Below are 18000 nucleotides of genomic sequence, written 5' to 3' on the forward strand. Positions count from 1 at the left end.
TAAATGCAAATTTTATCTTCTATTCTTTTTCTCTTTCCTAGTCTGACAACCTATACACAAAAATGCATAAGGGATAGCTTCAAGTCTCTCTTTTGCAATATCCTTATCACAAGCTAAGCATCTTCCATAAGTACTCTGAGAAATACGATAAAGTGCCTGATTTATTAAATGAAGATTTTTTTTCTCAACAGAGCTTAGAGCTTCAAGATTATTTCCATCCATGTTATCAAACGCAATATCAAGTACGTCCTTCAAATGAAGATCATTGCTAATAATTTCTCTCTTGCTATCTTCAACAGATTTTATAGAATTCAATATTTCTCTTTTTGCTTCCAAAAGAAGATTTTTCATCTTTAAAACAAACTCATGCTCAAAGTTATTTTTCTGCATGATCCTACCTCCCTATAATAAATTACACTTTTTAAAAAACTTCGTGTAATTATATAAACAATCCCATACAATGTAAACTAGCTCATTAATTTTTATCAAAAAAATAATTGCAATGATATTATTAATTGTGTACAATTTATTGTGGTTCTATAAGCAACAAGGAGACATTTTGGATACTAAAGAAGAAGCTATTGAAACTGAAGGGATTGTTAAAGAATCTCTTCCTAATACAATGTTTAGAGTAGAACTTAAAAATGGACATTTAGTTCTAGCTCATTTGTCTGGAAAGATGAGAAAACATTTTATAAAAATAGTTCCTGGTGACAAGGTAAAGGTCGCCTTATCACCTTATGACCTTACAAAGGGCAGAATAATATATAGAGAGAAATAAATCATTTACTATTTCTTATATCAAGTTATCCTTAACAGATGAAATGAAATTTCTATAAATCCAACCTTGAAGTCCATGATTTGTTTGAATGAGTACAAAGTCACCTTTTTTATCAAGCATATAAACGCTTACATTTCCTTTTATAAATTTCCAGCTCCTTGAAAAATTATCAGGAACTTTATAAAGAGAAACCAAATCACCTTTAATAATCCCAATTTCAGACTGTTGTTCTATATAAAAATAATATGTTTGAAACAAAGTAAAACAAGTCACAGAAAAAAGTAAAAATAAAATTATTTTCTTTAAATTCCTTGCATAAAATTTATAAGAAAGCACTATTATTAAAACATTTATTAAAATTAAACTAACAATGAAAAAAACATTAGAAAACACAAAACTATTATTTCTAATATTCTCACTAACTCCTCTTCTAGCTTCAATTAAATCAATAACTTTATAAAAGGTATCATTATTTGGAGAAGTGAAAAATGCCTTATATGCAGAATAAATAGCATCAAAATCTTTTTCCATTTTACTCAAAATAAGAGCTCTATTTAACCAAAGTCCTGAATAACTTGGATTTTTTTTAATAATATTATCTATCTTATTAAGCGAGTCATTATAATTTTCTGATTTATAACTTTTAATTAAATCATTTATACTCTCTTCCGAAAAAGAACCATCACTTATAGCATTAAGACTAACCCCAATGGCTAATATTAAAATAACCAATCCAAAACCCGAAGCAAGAAAAAATTTTTTATATCTAATAAAAATAACTAAAGAGAATAAAAATCCTGGAATTAAAATCAAGTAATAAACAGGCACAAGGAATAAAAAAGTTTTATTTTTATAATTTAAAATATCATAATATGAAAGCAACTTAAAATCAGTAAATAAATCCTTATTAGAATCATCACCACTTTTAAATTCTCCATAGGACTCATATTTCAGTCGCTTGCCCTCAAGACTATAAACCTGTTCATCTTCAGGATCTAGATAAGTAAAATCACCAATATTTAAAAATAAATTACCTCTATTATCTGGCTTAATGGTATAAATTTTAGATATACTACCTTTATATCCATCTTTAGAAGGCTCAAAATTATAATATTCTTTTTTATATATGATTTTTGAATTATAAGTTTCAATTTCTGGAAAACGAATATGTGGAAGATTTCCTTGTCCTGTTATTTTGACTAAAATAGTAAAAGTATCTTGATTAATCAAAGTTGAATTTGGATATTCATATTCAATTTTAAAATTGCCTACAGCTAAAGACTTAACTTCGTCTGGGATAGATTTAACTTTTAAAAAAATTTCAGGAACTATACGAGTAATATTTTCGTCTACATTAAAAGAAACACTAGGAATAATAATCTCTTTTACTCCCTTAAGAGGAGTTAAAATAAAATTATAAAGAGGAACATCTAAAATTTCTTTACTATTGAAAGTCCTATACTTAATACTTCCAAATATAGGCGTCCTATCAATCATAGTATCTTTAACCGCACTAAAAGTACCAGTAACAAAATTTAAATTGCTATTTGTAAGCCAATTTGAACGTAAAATAAACCCAATACTTTGATACTCATAAATTTCTTTATTGCCGAAGTCCCAATACAATTCAACCGGTAAACCAAAAGACTGCATCTCATCCTTCCTCAAAATACTTACTTCATATTCTGAACTTAAATAAACCTTATCACGATAAATTAATTTTAAAGAAGGAATTTTAACAAATCCTAATTTTTCAAAATAATATTCAATTACTACTTCAATAATAAAACTATTTCCATCCGCAACTCTAGATATTGATACAAGCTTAGTTTTATCATCCATATCTTTGCTTATTTCTAACTTTAATAAACTATTATCAAACTCCTGAAACATATTTAACCTAATAATGTGAATAACTTTATCTCCTTTAAGAACTTTAGTTGATAATAAATAATCATTACCAGATAAGGCAAAAATTTCAAAATTTATAAAAAAGAAGATTGAAAATATTAAAACTACCAATCTTCTTTTGGAGACACAGTATCCTCCTCTGACTTCGTTACCCATAAAATCCTCTCAAGATTTTCAATATATCTCAAAAAATTTTCATTATTCTCAATAAAATCTTTACTCTTATCAACACTTAAAGTTTCAAAATTATCTGAAATAGTTCTTTTTTTAATTATTGCAAGTTCAAGATTATATTTAGCATTATAACTTGCGGGATTAATCTTTAAAGCTTCTTTAAAGGCTTTTTCAGCCTTTCGGTAAAGCCCTTGATTATAATATATTATTCCTTCATTATAATTTATGTTAAAATTCAAAAAAACATCATCATCTCTCCTTGCATATGAAAACATACGAAGTGAACTCTCATATTCACCTAAAGAATAATATACAATCCCAAGGTTATAATAACCCCAAGCAGAACTCTTAACATTATCTACAAGATTATAATAAGTAGAAATTGCACTTTGATAATTGCCTCTAATATATTCATAATTTCCAATGGCCATAAGAGACATAGATTTAAGATTAGTACAAGAAAAAAAAAGTACAAACATAAACACTAAAAATAATTTAACTAAAAAGTTTCGTCCCATTTAATAACCTTAACAAATATGTACAACATCATAAATAACAAAGAAACAACTAAGAATATTTTATATCTTGGAATACTAATAATCATAATATCACTTGAACTTTTTTTTATTATATCATTTCTTATTTCATTAATAACATAATTTGTTCCCTTTAAATATAAATCATAATAAGATCCCTTAAGAGAAGATGCAAGAAGACGTAAATTATCTTCATTAAGCAAAGCTTTAACTATTTCTCCCTTCTTATTTTTAACACTTACATTATTATCAATTAAAGGAGAAGGATTATTACCACCAATTCCAACTATAAAACTCTTAATATCCATAACATCAACTAATTTAGAAAATCTATAATAATTATTTTCCCCCCATTCATCTCCATCCGTTAAAATTATTAAAAAATTATGATAAGAATCATCTTTTATTTCCTGTATAGCACTAAATACTCCTTCACTCAAAAAACTACCAGGAAAGCTTATTAAATTAGGCTGGATATAATTTAATATCTTATTTAAGCTAGCTTTATCTCTAGAAAAGGGTAAAATTAAAACTGGTTTACCTTTAAAAACAGTAAGCGAATACTCAGCACTTTCAAAATTATTTAAAATTAAACTAATGATATCCTTAGCACTATCAAGCCTATTAATAGATTTGCCTTCATCTAAACTTAACATACTGCGAGATACATCAACAACAAAAGATATTCTTAAATTTGATCTCTCATCTTCAGCAACTTTATATCCCCAAGAAATATTTAAAATAGAGAGAATTAAAAATCCCAAACTCAAGATAAAAAACAATATCATAAGTATTTTTTTTATGCAATAATTTATTATGTATGCATTATTAGCATACATAATACTTAAATTCTTAAAAAATGGAAGATTTTTTTTAAAATTATAGATATACAAGATAAGAATTAAAAATAAAACTATAAACAAGTAAAAAGCATAATAATTCCCTATGCTCATAATACCTCTTTTAAAAAACACTTAGAAAATATAAAATAAAGAACAAATAAACAAAATATTACAAAGAGAAATTCATTATAAATATCGTTATTTTCAACAGAAATTTTAACTTTCCTCTCTACATTTTCCTTTTTAGAAAAATCCTGAATTGCAAATTTAAATGAAAAATCATCGTTTACAGAATAAAAAAGTCCTCCTGTTCTACTTGAAATCTCAAAAAGCATACTGGGATCATAAACTTCTTTTAAAGTACCCTGATAAAACTTCCCTGATCTCAATTTAAAATCAACACTAAGCTCTTCATTACTACCAATCCCAATAGAATAAATTTTAACACCTAATCCCTTAGCAAGATTTATAACTTGATCTTTATAAACTTCATCAGAATTAACTACTCCATCCGTTAAAACAATAACAGACTTTCTAGGAGCTTCTGAATGTCTTAAATGAGAAAGAGCAATGGAAATTCCAAGACCCAAAGCAGATCCATTACCAAGATCCATAATGTAAATATCATCTAATTTCTTAGAAAAAAACTCCCTATCAGCTGTAAGCGGAACTATTAATGAAGCTTCTTTTCCAAAGGCCACTAGGCCAATATTGTCATTTTCTCTCTGAAGAGAAAAATACTTAATTAATTCTTTTGCAAACTCAAGCCTATTCTTGGAGGAAAACTCAATTGCTCCCATACTAGGCGATATATCCAACACAATAATAATATCTGCACCATTGCTAAGATAAGACATCTTCTTTTTTGAGATAGAAGGTCCCGCTAAAGTCAAGATCATGCCCATTATTGCTAAATAAAAAAAAGAATAAGTTATAAAATATAATATATTCAATCCATAATCTTTAAATTTTAGAGAACCAATATTCCCATAAAGAGATATTGGAAATTTAATTTTCCCTCCTCTATCTTTAAAAAAATGGCTATAATAAATTATTAATGGAAGAATTATAAGTAAAAATAAATATAAGGGAGAATTAAATGTCAACATTATTATACCTATTAAATTCTTCAAAACTAAGAGATGCTTTCTTGAGATCCTCCAAAACGAGTGATAGATTTCCTCCTAGTAAATTAACACCACTAAATTTACTGAAATCAGAAACCCTAAGAATATTAACTAAAGTTGAACGAATTTCATAAGGCACCTTAAGATTTTGCAAAATTTCAGAAATTTCAGTTGTAGTAATTGCATTAAAATCAAAACCTGTTTTTTTAGATAAATAGACCCTTAAAGAAGAGTTTAATAAATTATAAAAAACAATTTGGTCCTCTTCATTTTTAATATAGTTAGATAAAATAACGAACTGTTTTTGAAAAATTTTATATGGTTTCCTCAAATTATGTCTCATTATTAAAAATAATAATAAATTTCTTATAATCTTTAAAAGCTTAATCAAAACATAAGGAACTACCATAAGTGCTAAAACAAAAATAACAAGATAAGTACTCGTTCCTGGAAGAAAAAGAACACTCTCTATATTTTGTATCATAAGAGAATCATCTGCTGCAATTAGCTTACTTGTATTTATTTTTATATTTTTAAGAATAACTTTATTTGAATCACCATTTTTGCTAACATCTCCAACATAAATAATTGGAAGAGTATTGCTTCCAACATAAAATGAAACAAACTGTATTATTATCTCTTCTCTTTCTGGTCTATAAACAAGCGAAATAACCTCAACAAACTCATTTTTAATTTCCATAAAGTCAACAGGAGTAAACTTTTCACCCTCACTAAGAATCAAAGAAAACTTAAGCTCAACAGTATCTCCCACATAATAACGAGTTGGAATAAATACTTCATTTTTTAACTCATAAGGGAATAAATTAAAATATAAAAAAGATACAAAAACAATAATTATATTTTTCAAACCTTGCTATCCTTTTTTAAAAGAGCTTTTATTTTTCTAAAAACATCATCCTTTGTATTAATTTCTACAAAATTAATGCTTCTCCTTACGCACTCTTGCTTCCATCTTATTTTATCCAACGTCCAATAATTTTTATAACTATTTACTATAATCTTGCTAAAACCCGAAACTAAAAAATTTTCACCCGTTTCAATATCTTCATAGGTTAAAAATCCATATCTAGGAAGACTCTCATCAAAAAAATCTGTAAGTCTTATTGCAATAATATTATGCCGCTTACTAAGTACAGTTAAAGACCTAAAATAATCATTAGCCTTAAAATCTGAAATAATTATAATTAAAGACCTTTTCTTATAATACTCAGCTGTATTTTTAAATATATAAGTTAAATTACTCCCCCTTTGTAGTTTTCTATTTATTGTTTCATTCAAAATTAATCCTAAATGTGAATGCCCTTTTCTAGAAGGAATAAATTTGTCCGTTTTACTTGAAAAAAAAGTTATACCTATCTTGTCATTATTAAAAAATGCCATATGCGCAAATATAGAAACTAAAAGATCCTGAATTTCTTTTTTGTTAATAAAACTTCCCAAACTCATTGAAAGTGAATTATCAACAAGAAGATGAAGATTCATTCCCTTATCTTCTTTAAAAACCTTTGAAAATATAATATCTGTTTTAGAACTAACATTCCAATCAATAAATCTAGCATCATCCGTCTCTTCATAAGGCCTAAATTCATGAAATTCAAGACCAAGTCCCTTAAAAATCGAACGATATCCACCAAAATTAAGTTCTAAAAGCATTTTTCTTGAAAAAAATTTCAAAGCTTTTATTTTAGTCTTCGTACTAGTATTTAACTCATTATTCTCTTGCATCTTACAGAAACTCTTAAGGAAGTGCTACAGCCGAAAGAAGTATCTTAATAATATCATCTGTATTCATTTCTTCGACCTCTGCTTCATAAGATGGAGTAATTCTGTGTCTTAACACATTATAGGCTACAGCCTTAACATCTTCTGGAAGAACAAATAATCGCCCCTCATAAAGAGCATGAACACGAGCACATTTAAGCAAACTAATAGATGCCCTAGGGGATGCTCCAAATTCAATATACTTAGTAAAGGGATAAGTCTTTTTATCATTCTCACGAGATGCTGCTATTAAGGTAACTATATAAAGCATTATTTTATCATCCACTTTAACCTTGCTAACTATACGCTTAAGATCCGACAAAGAATAAGAATTCATTACCTTTGCAACTTTAATATTCTCAAGACCACCTCCAACTGAAAATATTTTAAGAAGTTTTATCTCATCTTGGATAGCAGGATAATTAACATTAACTTTAAGCAAAAATCTGTCAAGCTGAGCCTCTGGTAAATTATAAGTTCCTTCCTGTTCAATTGGATTTTGCGTTGCAAGCACAAAGAATGGATCTGGAAGTTTATGGGTTTCATCGCCAAGAGTTACTTGACGCTCTCCCATTGCCTCAAGAAGAGCTGATTGAACTTTTGCAGGTGCTCTATTAATTTCATCTGCTAAAATAATATTTGAAAATACAGGACCCTTTCTTACCTTAAAAGTCCCTGTTGTATTCTTATACACAATATTTCCTGTAAGATCTGAGGGTAAAAGGTCTGGTGTAAACTGAACTCTTTTAAATCCAAGATCAAGAACATCTGAAACTGTCTGTATTGTTAATGTCTTCGCAAGCCCTGGTACACCCTCAAGCAACACATGTCCTTCTGTCAAAATTCCCATCAAAATAGCATCAATCATTTCTTTTTGTCCAAGAATTCTACTTGAAACTTCTCTCCTAAACTTATTTATTAAACTTAACGCATTCTCTACTTCTGAATCTATTTGAAAACTACCTTTCATGTTACTCCTATATTACTAAATCTCATTTATCATTAAAACAAACATAAAATGATAATAACAATAACAAAATTACTATATATAAAGTAGAAGCAAATTCCTTTCCTTTTCGCCATTAATTAATGATGGTTTTATTTCTATTTTTCTAAATAAACTTTCAACAAATTTAATTTCAAACTCAATCTTATTAATCTTCCCCTTATAAGCCATAATTAAACCTCCATCTTTTAAAACTAATCTCAATATATTTGCGTATTCTTTTATATTATTAAAAGCTCTAAAAATAATAAACTCATACTCATTTTTCTCTTCTCTAATATCATGCTCTAAAATTTCTAAATTATCCAAGCAAAGCTCTATCTTCATCATCCTCAAAAAAGTAGCCTTTTTGGCACTTCTCTCAAGAAGAAAATACTTTCTATATTTATCAAAAATAGCTAAAATAATTCCCGGAAAGCCTGCACCACTACCAACATCAAGTACCTGATTTGGATTATTATCTATAATAACAGGAAAACCCGACAGAGAATCTAAAGCATGAAAAAGTATTATATTAAAATTTTTATCATTTTTTGATACTAAATTGAATCTATCACCAAATAATAAAACATTATCAATGTATATCTTTAATTTATCAATACTTCCTGGCGTAAAGGGAATCTTTAATTTTTTTATATTTTTTTCAAAAAAACGCATCATAAAGCCAAATTAAGGACTACCTTATTTTTAGGATTTGAAAAATATATAAGCAAAATTTGAATATCTGTATTTCTAATACCAGAAATTCTGCTTGCTTGAGCTAAATTTGCTGGCTGTATTTTGGAAAATTTTTCCCTGGATTCTCTTGACAAACCATCAATTTCATAATTGAAATCAAGAGGCAATTTAATAAGTTCAAGATTATTCATCTTCCTAATTAAGTCTTTCTGTCTATTAATATAACCTTCATATTTAATATCTAACTCAACCTGCTCAAGAATAACTTTTGAAAAATTAAATTTAGAATCTATCTTAACAAGATCCTTTAAATTAATATATGGATCCTTTAATATATGATAAAAATCTTTATTAACATGCTTTTTTAACTGAAGAGTAATTGCTTCACCATCCTTCAAGCGCCTTTGTCGTAAAAGCTCCTTAACCTCTTCTATCTTTTTTTCTTTTAAAAGATATTCAGAATACCTATCCTCTGCAATTAATCCAACTTTATATCCCAATTTAATCAATCTCTTATCACTAGTATCGTGCCTTAAATTAAGTCTATGTTCAGCTCTTGAAGTGAACATTCTATAAGGTTCTTTAGTCCCCTTAGTAACAAGATCATCAATTAGTACACCAATATAAGAACTTGTTCTTGTAAGTATCATCGATTCCTTATTTTGAATTTTAAGTGCTGCGTTAATTCCAGCCATCAACCCTTGAGCTGCAGCTTCCTCATAACCCGAAGAACCATTGGTTTGCCCTGCAATAAACAAACCCTCAATCCTTTTAGATTCAAGATTTGCATAAAGCTCAATAGGATTAATATAATCATACTCAACAGCATATCCAGGCCTTGTCATAATAGCATCTTCAAGCCCATCAATACTATGAATTAATTTTATCTGAACATCCTCTGGCAATGAAGTACTCAATCCATTAAGATACATTTCTTCAGTATTCAATCCCTCAGGTTCAATAAATATTTGATGCCTATCTTTATCTCGAAATTTTACTATTTTATCCTCAATTGAAGGGCAATACCTAGGACCATTTCCAATAATCTCTCCAGAATAAAGAGGTGAAAGATGCATATTATCAATTATAATTTTATGAGTTTTATTGTTAGTATAAGTAATATAACATGAAAGTTGAGACTTATCTATTAAATTATTTGAAAAAGAAAAAGGAACAATATCAGAATCTCCAAATTGAATTTCCACTTTTGAAAAATTTATACTTTTCCTGTGTATTCTTGCAGGAGTCCCTGTTTTGAGCCTACCCATTTCAAATCCAAGTTCAAGTAAAATATTTTCAAGTCCAGAAGATGCAGGCTCAGATAACCTCCCCATGGAAGCTTTATATTCACCAATAAATATTTTACCCCTAAGAAAAGTTCCAGTTGTAAGTACCACAACACGAGATGTAAACTTATTGCCTCTTTCTGTAATAACTCCTTCAATCTTATTCCTCATCGAATTAAGCAAAAAGTCACTAACAGTATCCTGAAAAAGATCAAGATTACTTTGAATCTCCAATGTTTCCTTTGCTTTGAATTGATACATCAATTTATCTGCCTGTGCACGTGGAGCCTGAACAGCAGGTCCCCTACTTTTATTTAAAATTCTAAATTGAATCATGCTAAAATCAATAATACGCCCCATTTCTCCACCAAGAGCATCAATTTCGCGAACCATATTCCCTTTAGCAAGTCCACCAATTGCCGGATTACAAGAAAGCTTTCCAATCGTGTCTAAATTTTGAGTAATTAAAAGAGTCTTAAAATTCAATCTTGCAAGTGCAAGAGAAGCCTCAATTCCAGCATGTCCCCCTCCAATCACAACAGCATCAAAATCCATACCTACTTTCCTAAACAAAAATTCTTAAACATATTACTAAGAACATCTTCATTAGTAACTTCGCCAGTTATTTCACCTAAAAAGTTAATAATCTCATAAACATCATATGCCAACATATCATAACTTATATGCTGTTCTATTTTATCTAGTAACTCAATAATCAAAATATAAGCCTTCTTTAAAAGTTCTGCCTGACGACTTGAAGCAATGACAACATCATAAGAATTAATATCCACATAATTAAAACATGTAAATGCTTTTATTTTAGCATAAAGAGAATCCATTCCAAACAAAGTTTTAGTGCTAATTCTTACTAAATTTGATGAATTTATGTTACTTGAATTTAGAAATTCAATCGTATTTTTATCCTGTCTTAAATCTATTTTGTTTATAATAAAAATAGCATTTGAACATCTTCCATAAGAATTAATAAATTTCAAATCATCATTTGTTAACTTCAAACTTGAGTCTATTACATAAAGAACTAAGTTAGCTTCTTTAATCAAAGAATTACTCCTATCTATGCCTAACTTTTCAACAAAATCTTCAGTTTCCCTAAAACCCGCCGTATCAAATACATTAAATAAAATTCCATCCATCTCGAAACTTGCCTGAATATAATCCCTTGTAGTTCCTGCATAAGATGATACTATTGCCCTATCTTCTTTTATCAATAAATTAAAAAGAGAAGACTTCCCAACATTTACAGAACCAGCCAAAACCAATGTAATTCCATGCTCTATTTTCTTTGAAACATCATAAGAATCGATTAATAACTTAAGTTCATTTTTACTTTTTAAAATAATTTCAAAAGGGACTACAACATCATGCTCATCTGTTTCATAATCAAGATAAACGCTAAGCGCTGAAAGAAAATTTAAAATATCTTTTTTTATTGAATCTATTTTATAGAACAAAGAACCTGAAAGTTTATTAACAGAAAGATCATAAATCTTATTCGTTTTAGCAAAAATTAGTTCATTAATTGCCTCTGCTTTAGTAAGGTCAAGTTTACCAGCTAAAAAAGAGCGAAAAGTAAATTCACCAGGTTCAGCCAATCTAAAATCTATTTTTAAAAATAGATCTATAATTTTCTTCATGCCAATAAGAGATCCATGAGCTATAACTTCTATTGAATCTTGTCCTGTAAAACTCTTTGGAGCTCTGTAAAGACAAACAACAACTTCATCTAATCTTTCATAAGTTTCATTGTCTATTATGTAACCATAGTGAATTGTATTACCAGATGCCTCAATAAGTCCCTTAGGATTCGAAAATATTTTAGAAAATTTCTTAATCGAAGAGACTCCACTACTACGAATCACGCATAAAGCACTGGTCATAAAGGGAGTAGCAAGTGCAACAATATCATCATCTCGTTGAAAAAGATTGCTCATAAACTAAAATAAATTATACCATAGCATGAAAATACAATAGTATTATAAATTATTAAAACTACGCTAAATTTCACTTAATTTGTAAATATTGTTAATTTATCTTATAATTTATGGCATAAGATGAAAGTTAAGCTAGAAACTGAGTTAAAAAATACTCTAAAACAAGAAGCTATTTTAGTAGAAGATATTTATGCTTTGTACCTGGACATAAAAAAATATCTTGATGAAAAGAACGAAACAATGCTCAAAGAAACTGTTAATAAAACAAACATCTGTCTTAACAAATTTAAAGATATTGAGATAAAGAGAAATAAAATTTGGAAAGAATTTACAGAATATAAAAAATTTGAATCAACTTATATTGCAATAGAAAAGTTATGTGTAGTTTACAAAAAAGAGATATATAATTATTTCCATAGATTAAAAATAGGAATGATAAATATTCAAAACTTAAATTATTTAATATCAAGTCATATAGAAACATCACTTAAAATATTAAATATAATATTTAAAGATGCTCAAGAAAGTATAGAAAATAATACTTATAGAAATCCTTACAGGCCTAGAAAAGGAAATTTAAATGAGGCCTCTATTTTAATAAATAAAAAACTTTAAGGAGTCTCAAATGGATTCAACATTCTCAGGAATAGAAATTGGAAAAAGAAGTTTATTTGCCCACAAAGATGCTATGAATACAACCGGGCATAATTTAACTAACGCATCAAAGCCTGGATATTCAAAACAAAGGATCATAATGAAAACTGAGATGCCAATTTATTCCCCTCATTTAAATAGAGCGCAAAAAATTGGCCAACTAGGTCAAGGAATAATGGTTCAATCTATCGAAAGAGTGAGAGATGATCTGCTGGATATAAGAATAGCTGAAGAATCTCACAAACTTGGATACTGGAGTTCGAAAAATAAATTCATTTCTTTGCTTGAAAATATTTATAATGAACCAGAAGAACAATCAATTAGAAAAAGACTAAATGATTTTTGGGAAAGCTGGCAAGATTTATCCAGACAACCTCAAGGATTAGCTGAAAGAAATATTATCTTAGAACGAGGCAAGTCTTTTGTAGAGATAGTAAAAAATAGATTTCATTCACTTGAAAGAATATACATAATGGCAAATGATGAAGTAAAAATTATTACTGAAGAGATAAACAATTATCTTAGAAATATTGGCGAACTTAATAAGCAAATTTCAAAATCAATTGCTATGAAAGACCATCCAAATGATTTAATGGACTCTAGAGATTTCATAGTTGACAAGCTAAGCAGTCTTATTAGCATTTCAATAGAAAATAGACAAGACCCTAACGAATTTTTAATTCATACAGAAGGCAAACACCTTATTCAAGGTACAGTCGCAAACGAATTTATATTAGAAGCCTCTAATGGACCTACAAGAACTAAATGGAATGTTTTATGGAATAATGGTGAGTTGGCTAACATTGATACAGGGAAATTAGGAGCTATTATTAACGTAAGAGACAACGAAATTAAAAACGAAATCAATGAACTAGACAACATGGCAATTAATGTCACAGAGCTTATTAATGAAGTTCATGTATCAGGGCATGGACTTGATAAAAAAAATGGAAGGGTTTTCTTTGAACAAGAATACAAATTAACAGATGAACGTGGACGTTATGACAGTAATGGAGACGGAGAATTTGACTCTGTTCACCTCTTTAAAATAAATGGTACAAATGAAATATTTGCAGAAGAAAAACTAGGGTTTTCAGGCAAATTAAGTTTCGAAACAATCAACAAAAATGAACTTATAGAAATAGTGTACAATACAACAGATACGGTTCAAGATGTGATAAATAAAATAAATAACTCTAATGCACAAGTCACTGCAAGAATCAATACAAAAGGAAAATTTGAAATTAAAGCAGTAAAAGAAGAAGACAAAGAAAATGTTATATTTAGAATTAGACACATTGAGGATTCTGGATTATTTTTAACAAGTTATGCAGGGATTTTAAAAGAATCTGGTATTGATGGTTCTTATGATTACCAAAATATTAACACAACTGATAAACTAACAAATGCATCTAGCTACTCAATATCTCCCTTAAAAAATCCATCAGCTTGGCTTAAAATAGCCAAAGAAATTACAGACGATCCATCAAAGATTGTAGCTAGCCTTAAGAACCCTACAAATGATATTTCTATTGGAGATAACGAAGCAGCTCTACGCATCGCGTCTTTTGTAAACTCACCTATAATGATTGGAAAAAATTCCACATTAAATGACTACTTTGCAAATACAGCATCTAATATTGCAATAAAAGGACAAACAGCAGAAGTTACAAAAACTAATCAAGAGCAAATACTTAAAGATTTAACTGATTTAAGATTATCAATTTCAGGTGTTAATAAAAATGAAGAATTGACCAATATGATAGAATTTCAACAAGCCTTCATTGCTGCAAGTAAGTTCATTGTTGTTTCTACAGAATTAATAGACACAATAATTAATAAAATGGGAGTATAGCATGATTTACAGAATAAGCCATCCTTTAACTTATGATAATTTAAAATTATCTTCAACAGAACAGGAAGTAAAAATAACAAAACTCCTGGAAAGTTTATATAAAGGAGGGAAAAGAATTAAAAATTTAAGAGATGATCCTACAGGAATTACTCATGCAATAAGACTAGATAGTGACATTTTCAAGCTTAACACCTATATTAAAAACATCAACAGTGCTAAAGGAAAACTTAGGTATATAGAAGGATACTTGCAATCTTTATCAAACATTTTAACTCGTGCTAAAGAAATAACTATACAAGGAGCAAATGGGACTTATGGACTTGACGATAAAAAAATAATAGCAAAAGAAGTAAATGCAATTCTTGAAGATGCTATTGCAATCGCAAATGTAAAAGGCCCAGACGGATATAGCATTTTTGCAGGAACTAAAATTGATGCTGAGGCTTTTAAAATAACCAGAGAAAATAGAGTTAATAATGTCACTCAAGATAGAGAATCTCCCCAAATAATAAGAATAGATTATAATGGCAATCAAGCAGAAAAAGAAATAGAAATATATAATGGAATTTATATTCCAACGAATTATCCTGGTAACGAAATATTTTTCTCACAAAATCACCACATAATATCATCGACAAATGTTAATGGATTTATTGTAAAAGAAAATACAAAAATTTATATTGATAATATTGAAATAGCATTAGTAGCAGGAGATACTGCCGCTGACATTATTGCTAAGATTAATGAATCATCGGCTCCTGTCGAAGCCAGTCTTGATCGTATTTTAAATTCAATTTCAATACAAACAACCACACCCCACCAAATGTGGATAACAGAAGAAGGTTCATCCGTATTACAAGAACTTGGTATTATCACTAAAAACAATGACACTAAATCACCTCCTTACAATATTTCAGGAAATACTGAAGTTAGAAGCAGATCTATTTTTGATACCTTAATTGAACTTAGAGACAATTTAGAAGAAAACAGAGAAGAACTTATTGGAAGTAGGAGCTTAGCTGAAATTGATGAGAGTTTAAATAAAATCCTTACAACAGTAGCCGATCTTGGGGCCAAAGAGAATAGACTTGATTCAAGTTATGAAAGAATTAGCAAAGAAGCAATGGATATGAAAGACGATATGGTTAATTACACTGATCTTAATGTAACAAAAGCAATAACAGATCTTAATATGGCAAGCTTATCTTATCAAGTATCTTTAGGAGTTTCTGCAAGGATAATGCAAACAACACTATTAGACTTTTTAAAATAAATGAGAGATGAAAATAGTATAAAATTTAGATTCCCTGAGGGAATACTAGGATTTGAGGATATTAAAGAGTTTATAATTAAAGAATCTGAGCACAGACTCTTTTCAATTATGCAGTCAGTCAATGAGGAAATTAGCTTTTTAGTGACCTCTCCTTTCAATTTTCTAGAAGGATACTTACCAAATATACAGGAAAAAGACTGGCTAGATATTCAAGCAAAAAATGAAGATGAAAGAGTTATCCTATGTATAATAAACATGCATGTAAAAAACTACAAAGACATCACAGCAAATTTAAAAGCCCCTATCATACTAAACAAAAAAAAAATAATTGGCAAACAAGCCATTTCTACAAATGAAGAGCATTTTCTTCGATATAGAGTCTTTAGAGAAAAATTATGTTAGTATTATCGAGAAAAGCAAAAGAAAGTATAAAAATAGACCCTGATATTGAAATTTCAATACTTGAAATAAAAAAAGATAGTGTTAAAATAGCAATAAAAGCTCCTGAAGACATTAAAATATTTAGATCTGAAATTTATAATATCATTAAAGAAGAAAATAAAAAATCAATATTAAAAGATAAACAAAATATAAAAAACAATATAAATAAAATAAAAAGCTTATTCGATTATTTTATTAAGTAAGAATTAAGCTCTGCATCGCTCATTCTTGCATAAAAAGGACCAGAAAAAATATCATCTCCTTGTTTGTTTTTTAAATATTTACATTTTCCAAGCTCAGTCAATACATGACCAAAAGAATCAATATTACTAATGATAGTATACTTATTTTTAAGTTTATCATAAATAAATTCAATCCCATTTCCAATAATCACCAAATTAGAGTCAAGTTTTTTTAAATATTCAAATAATTCCTTCTCAGAAAAGCAAAAAATATCATTACATAATTTAGAATATCTATAATATCCAAAAAAATATCTACCCGCAGTAAAACTTAAAGTAACTATATCTGAATTTTTATGGACTAAGTTAGCAAAAACATCAAAAGTAAGTATATTTACAAAAGGAATAGAAAGTCCTAATGATAGACCCTTAATAAAGCTTAAACTAATTCTTAAACCCGTAAAAGAACCAGGACCATATGAATTAATAATTAAATCAAGATGATTTAGATTAATATTATTCTCTAACACAAATTCTTTAAATATTTTTGGAACACTAAGATTATTACTAATATTATTTTTACTTACAACTAGAGGTAAAGCTTCATCATTTATATTAAAATAAATTAATAGAGACTTATAAGAATAATCAACTGCAAGAGTATTCATCACTAATTTCTAAAATCCTAGTAGTATCTACTATTTTAAATTTTAAAAATATCAATCTGTGTTTAGGTAAAATATCAAGAATAATATCTGGCCACTCTATAGCTATAATAGAAGAAATATCTAAGAGAATCTCCATCCCACCAATAAGCTCAAACTCATCTAAAATATTTAAACGGTACAAATCAATATGATAAAATTTAAAATTAACAAACTCATAAACATTAATAATATTATAAGTTGGGCTTGCAAAAGAAGAAAAATCAAGATTTAAAGCTAAACCTTTCAAAAAGGTTGTCTTCCCTGATCCTATATCACCACAAAGAGCAAATACCTTGCCAATGGGTATAGGATTAAAAAAAGACTTAGAAAAGTCTATCATTTTTTCCTCCGATTCAAAAGATAAAATCAAGGAAGCTCGCCCTCAACATCAATCTCAATTATATATCTTTTTATTGCAATCATTAAACTAAGAACAGGATAGTCTAGTGGATCTATAAAATCAATAGTGATATGTTTTTCGCCTAAAGGAGTTGTTTCTATAACAAATTTAATTCGCTTATTTTCATTAAAACCCTTATATTCATAAATAACATCAGCAAAATATACATTCCTATAATAGATATAGCTATCTTGTTTTTTAATATTTTTAAGAGAAATAAATTGCACAATAATATTCCTTTAAATAAATCCCAAGAAGCCAACATAGAAATATTTCATTTAGCGCTATTTTAAAATATGGAATTTTCATTCTTAACTTTTGATTATCTTTAAGAAATCATCCGTTAAAAAAATACTCAAATTCCCAAATTTAGTGAGATGTCGCAAAAAATAACTCTAATTCCTATAATTGAA

General features: G+C 28.1%; 20 protein-coding genes. 6 read left to right on the forward strand and 14 right to left on the reverse strand.

The features are described from left to right. Nucleotides 1-12: 12 nt before the first annotated feature. Entirely contained in the window at nt 13-390 is a 378-nt protein-coding gene (locus tag F0310_RS00785) for a TraR/DksA family transcriptional regulator (protein ID WP_182117076.1), read from the reverse strand. 169 nt (nt 391-559) lie between these two features. On the opposite strand from F0310_RS00785, the gene infA reads away from it, so the two are divergent. Continuing rightward, nucleotides 560-781, forward strand: coding sequence for a translation initiation factor IF-1 (gene infA / locus F0310_RS00790; RefSeq protein ID WP_120103977.1), 222 nt, complete (start codon nt 560-562; stop codon nt 779-781). Between the two features lie 15 nt (nt 782-796). Here infA and F0310_RS00795 read toward each other — a convergent pair whose 3' ends face one another. The 10 genes from F0310_RS00795 to mnmE all read right to left on the reverse strand — a co-directional run bounded on the left by F0310_RS00795 (nt 797) and on the right by mnmE (nt 12075). Then, the gene (locus F0310_RS00795; RefSeq protein ID WP_182117077.1) at nt 797-2848 is read right to left on the reverse strand and encodes an SH3 domain-containing protein; all 2052 of its coding nucleotides are present in this window, start codon (nt 2846-2848) and stop codon (nt 797-799) included. Beyond that, complete coding sequence (locus tag F0310_RS00800) at nt 2797-3384, reverse strand: tetratricopeptide repeat protein (RefSeq protein WP_182117078.1); 588 nt, start codon at nt 3382-3384, stop codon at nt 2797-2799. Before F0310_RS00800 ends, F0310_RS00795 begins: the two co-directional genes overlap by 52 nt. Further along, on the reverse strand, nt 3366-4355 hold the full coding sequence (locus F0310_RS00805; RefSeq protein ID WP_182117079.1) for a vWA domain-containing protein: 990 nt from the start codon (nt 4353-4355) through the stop codon (nt 3366-3368). Before F0310_RS00805 ends, F0310_RS00800 begins: the two co-directional genes overlap by 19 nt. Then, nucleotides 4352-5353 carry a vWA domain-containing protein gene (locus tag F0310_RS00810; protein ID WP_182117080.1) on the reverse strand — a complete coding sequence of 334 codons (1002 nt, stop codon included), beginning with the start codon at nt 5351-5353 and terminating at the stop codon, nt 4352-4354. The genes F0310_RS00805 and F0310_RS00810 overlap by 4 nt, the downstream gene beginning before the upstream one ends. After that, nucleotides 5340-6239 (reverse strand): hypothetical protein, encoded by a 900-nt coding sequence (locus F0310_RS00815; RefSeq protein WP_182117081.1) that lies wholly within the window; start codon nt 6237-6239, stop codon nt 5340-5342. The genes F0310_RS00810 and F0310_RS00815 overlap by 14 nt, the downstream gene beginning before the upstream one ends. After that, complete coding sequence (locus tag F0310_RS00820) at nt 6236-7117, reverse strand: DUF58 domain-containing protein (protein ID WP_182117082.1); 882 nt, start codon at nt 7115-7117, stop codon at nt 6236-6238. The genes F0310_RS00815 and F0310_RS00820 overlap by 4 nt, the downstream gene beginning before the upstream one ends. Nucleotides 7118-7130: 13 nt before the next feature. Beyond that, nucleotides 7131-8123, reverse strand: a complete 993-nt coding sequence (locus F0310_RS00825; RefSeq protein WP_182117083.1) for an AAA family ATPase — start codon at nt 8121-8123, stop codon at nt 7131-7133. 72 nt (nt 8124-8195) lie between these two features. Further along, complete coding sequence (gene rsmG / locus F0310_RS00830) at nt 8196-8819, reverse strand: 16S rRNA (guanine(527)-N(7))-methyltransferase RsmG (protein ID WP_182117084.1); 624 nt, start codon at nt 8817-8819, stop codon at nt 8196-8198. Beyond that, nucleotides 8816-10678: a tRNA uridine-5-carboxymethylaminomethyl(34) synthesis enzyme MnmG gene (gene mnmG / locus F0310_RS00835; RefSeq protein ID WP_182117085.1), complete on the reverse strand. Its 1863-nt coding sequence runs from the start codon at nt 10676-10678 to the stop codon at nt 8816-8818. Before mnmG ends, rsmG begins: the two co-directional genes overlap by 4 nt. Before the next feature lie 2 nt (nt 10679-10680). Next, nucleotides 10681-12075, reverse strand: a complete 1395-nt coding sequence (mnmE, locus tag F0310_RS00840; RefSeq protein WP_182117086.1) for a tRNA uridine-5-carboxymethylaminomethyl(34) synthesis GTPase MnmE — start codon at nt 12073-12075, stop codon at nt 10681-10683. A gap of 120 nt (nt 12076-12195) precedes the next feature. Between mnmE and F0310_RS00845 the strand changes: the two genes are divergently transcribed. The 5 genes from F0310_RS00845 to csrA are packed head-to-tail and all read left to right on the forward strand — an operon-like array spanning nt 12196 to nt 16501. Further along, entirely contained in the window at nt 12196-12690 is a 495-nt protein-coding gene (locus F0310_RS00845) for a flagellar protein FlbF (protein WP_182117087.1), read from the forward strand. A 10-nt stretch (nt 12691-12700) separates the two neighbouring features. Next, nucleotides 12701-14584 carry a flagellar hook-associated protein FlgK gene (gene flgK / locus F0310_RS00850; RefSeq protein WP_182117088.1) on the forward strand — a complete coding sequence of 628 codons (1884 nt, stop codon included), beginning with the start codon at nt 12701-12703 and terminating at the stop codon, nt 14582-14584. A gap of 1 nt (nt 14585) precedes the next feature. After that, the gene (locus tag F0310_RS00855) at nt 14586-15857 is read left to right on the forward strand and encodes a flagellar hook-associated protein 3 (RefSeq protein ID WP_182117089.1); all 1272 of its coding nucleotides are present in this window, start codon (nt 14586-14588) and stop codon (nt 15855-15857) included. Further along, nucleotides 15858-16259 carry a flagellar assembly protein FliW gene (gene fliW / locus F0310_RS00860; protein WP_182117090.1) on the forward strand — a complete coding sequence of 134 codons (402 nt, stop codon included), beginning with the start codon at nt 15858-15860 and terminating at the stop codon, nt 16257-16259. Further along, complete coding sequence (gene csrA / locus F0310_RS00865) at nt 16253-16501, forward strand: carbon storage regulator CsrA (protein ID WP_182117091.1); 249 nt, start codon at nt 16253-16255, stop codon at nt 16499-16501. The genes fliW and csrA overlap by 7 nt, the downstream gene beginning before the upstream one ends. Here csrA and tsaB read toward each other — a convergent pair. From tsaB to F0310_RS00880, 3 genes are read right to left on the reverse strand one after another with little or no spacing between them, the layout of a single operon-like run. After that, complete coding sequence (gene tsaB, locus F0310_RS00870) at nt 16486-17151, reverse strand: tRNA (adenosine(37)-N6)-threonylcarbamoyltransferase complex dimerization subunit type 1 TsaB (protein WP_182117092.1); 666 nt, start codon at nt 17149-17151, stop codon at nt 16486-16488. The genes csrA and tsaB overlap by 16 nt on opposite strands. Continuing rightward, on the reverse strand, nt 17129-17557 hold the full coding sequence (gene tsaE, locus F0310_RS00875; protein WP_182117093.1) for a tRNA (adenosine(37)-N6)-threonylcarbamoyltransferase complex ATPase subunit type 1 TsaE: 429 nt from the start codon (nt 17555-17557) through the stop codon (nt 17129-17131). The genes tsaB and tsaE overlap by 23 nt, the downstream gene beginning before the upstream one ends. After that, nucleotides 17554-17814, reverse strand: a complete 261-nt coding sequence (locus tag F0310_RS00880) for a hypothetical protein (RefSeq protein ID WP_182117094.1) — start codon at nt 17812-17814, stop codon at nt 17554-17556. Before F0310_RS00880 ends, tsaE begins: the two co-directional genes overlap by 4 nt. Nucleotides 17815-18000 lie beyond the last annotated feature (186 nt).

It is taken from the genome of Borrelia sp. A-FGy1 (assembly GCF_014084025.1).
Lineage (GTDB): Bacteria > Spirochaetota > Spirochaetia > Borreliales > Borreliaceae > Borrelia.

What these genes read in the sequence shown, in the direction of transcription:
- F0310_RS00785 (WP_182117076.1), bottom strand. Translation starts at nt 390, where the DNA reads ATGCAGAAAAATAACTTTGAGCATGAGTTTGTTTTAAAGATGAAAAAT.
- fliW (WP_182117090.1), top strand. Translation starts at nt 15,858, where the DNA reads ATGAGAGATGAAAATAGTATAAAATTTAGATTCCCTGAGGGAATACTA.
- flgK (WP_182117088.1), top strand. Translation starts at nt 12,701, where the DNA reads ATGGATTCAACATTCTCAGGAATAGAAATTGGAAAAAGAAGTTTATTT.
- mnmE (WP_182117086.1), bottom strand. Translation starts at nt 12,075, where the DNA reads ATGAGCAATCTTTTTCAACGAGATGATGATATTGTTGCACTTGCTACT.
- F0310_RS00810 (WP_182117080.1), bottom strand. Translation starts at nt 5,353, where the DNA reads ATGTTGACATTTAATTCTCCCTTATATTTATTTTTACTTATAATTCTT.
- F0310_RS00855 (WP_182117089.1), top strand. Translation starts at nt 14,586, where the DNA reads ATGATTTACAGAATAAGCCATCCTTTAACTTATGATAATTTAAAATTA.
- F0310_RS00845 (WP_182117087.1), top strand. Translation starts at nt 12,196, where the DNA reads ATGAAAGTTAAGCTAGAAACTGAGTTAAAAAATACTCTAAAACAAGAA.
- F0310_RS00800 (WP_182117078.1), bottom strand. Translation starts at nt 3,384, where the DNA reads ATGGGACGAAACTTTTTAGTTAAATTATTTTTAGTGTTTATGTTTGTA.
- F0310_RS00795 (WP_182117077.1), bottom strand. Translation starts at nt 2,848, where the DNA reads ATGGGTAACGAAGTCAGAGGAGGATACTGTGTCTCCAAAAGAAGATTG.
- rsmG (WP_182117084.1), bottom strand. Translation starts at nt 8,819, where the DNA reads ATGATGCGTTTTTTTGAAAAAAATATAAAAAAATTAAAGATTCCCTTT.
- mnmG (WP_182117085.1), bottom strand. Translation starts at nt 10,678, where the DNA reads ATGGATTTTGATGCTGTTGTGATTGGAGGGGGACATGCTGGAATTGAG.
- F0310_RS00825 (WP_182117083.1), bottom strand. Translation starts at nt 8,123, where the DNA reads ATGAAAGGTAGTTTTCAAATAGATTCAGAAGTAGAGAATGCGTTAAGT.
- csrA (WP_182117091.1), top strand. Translation starts at nt 16,253, where the DNA reads ATGTTAGTATTATCGAGAAAAGCAAAAGAAAGTATAAAAATAGACCCT.
- F0310_RS00805 (WP_182117079.1), bottom strand. Translation starts at nt 4,355, where the DNA reads ATGAGCATAGGGAATTATTATGCTTTTTACTTGTTTATAGTTTTATTT.
- F0310_RS00820 (WP_182117082.1), bottom strand. Translation starts at nt 7,117, where the DNA reads ATGCAAGAGAATAATGAGTTAAATACTAGTACGAAGACTAAAATAAAA.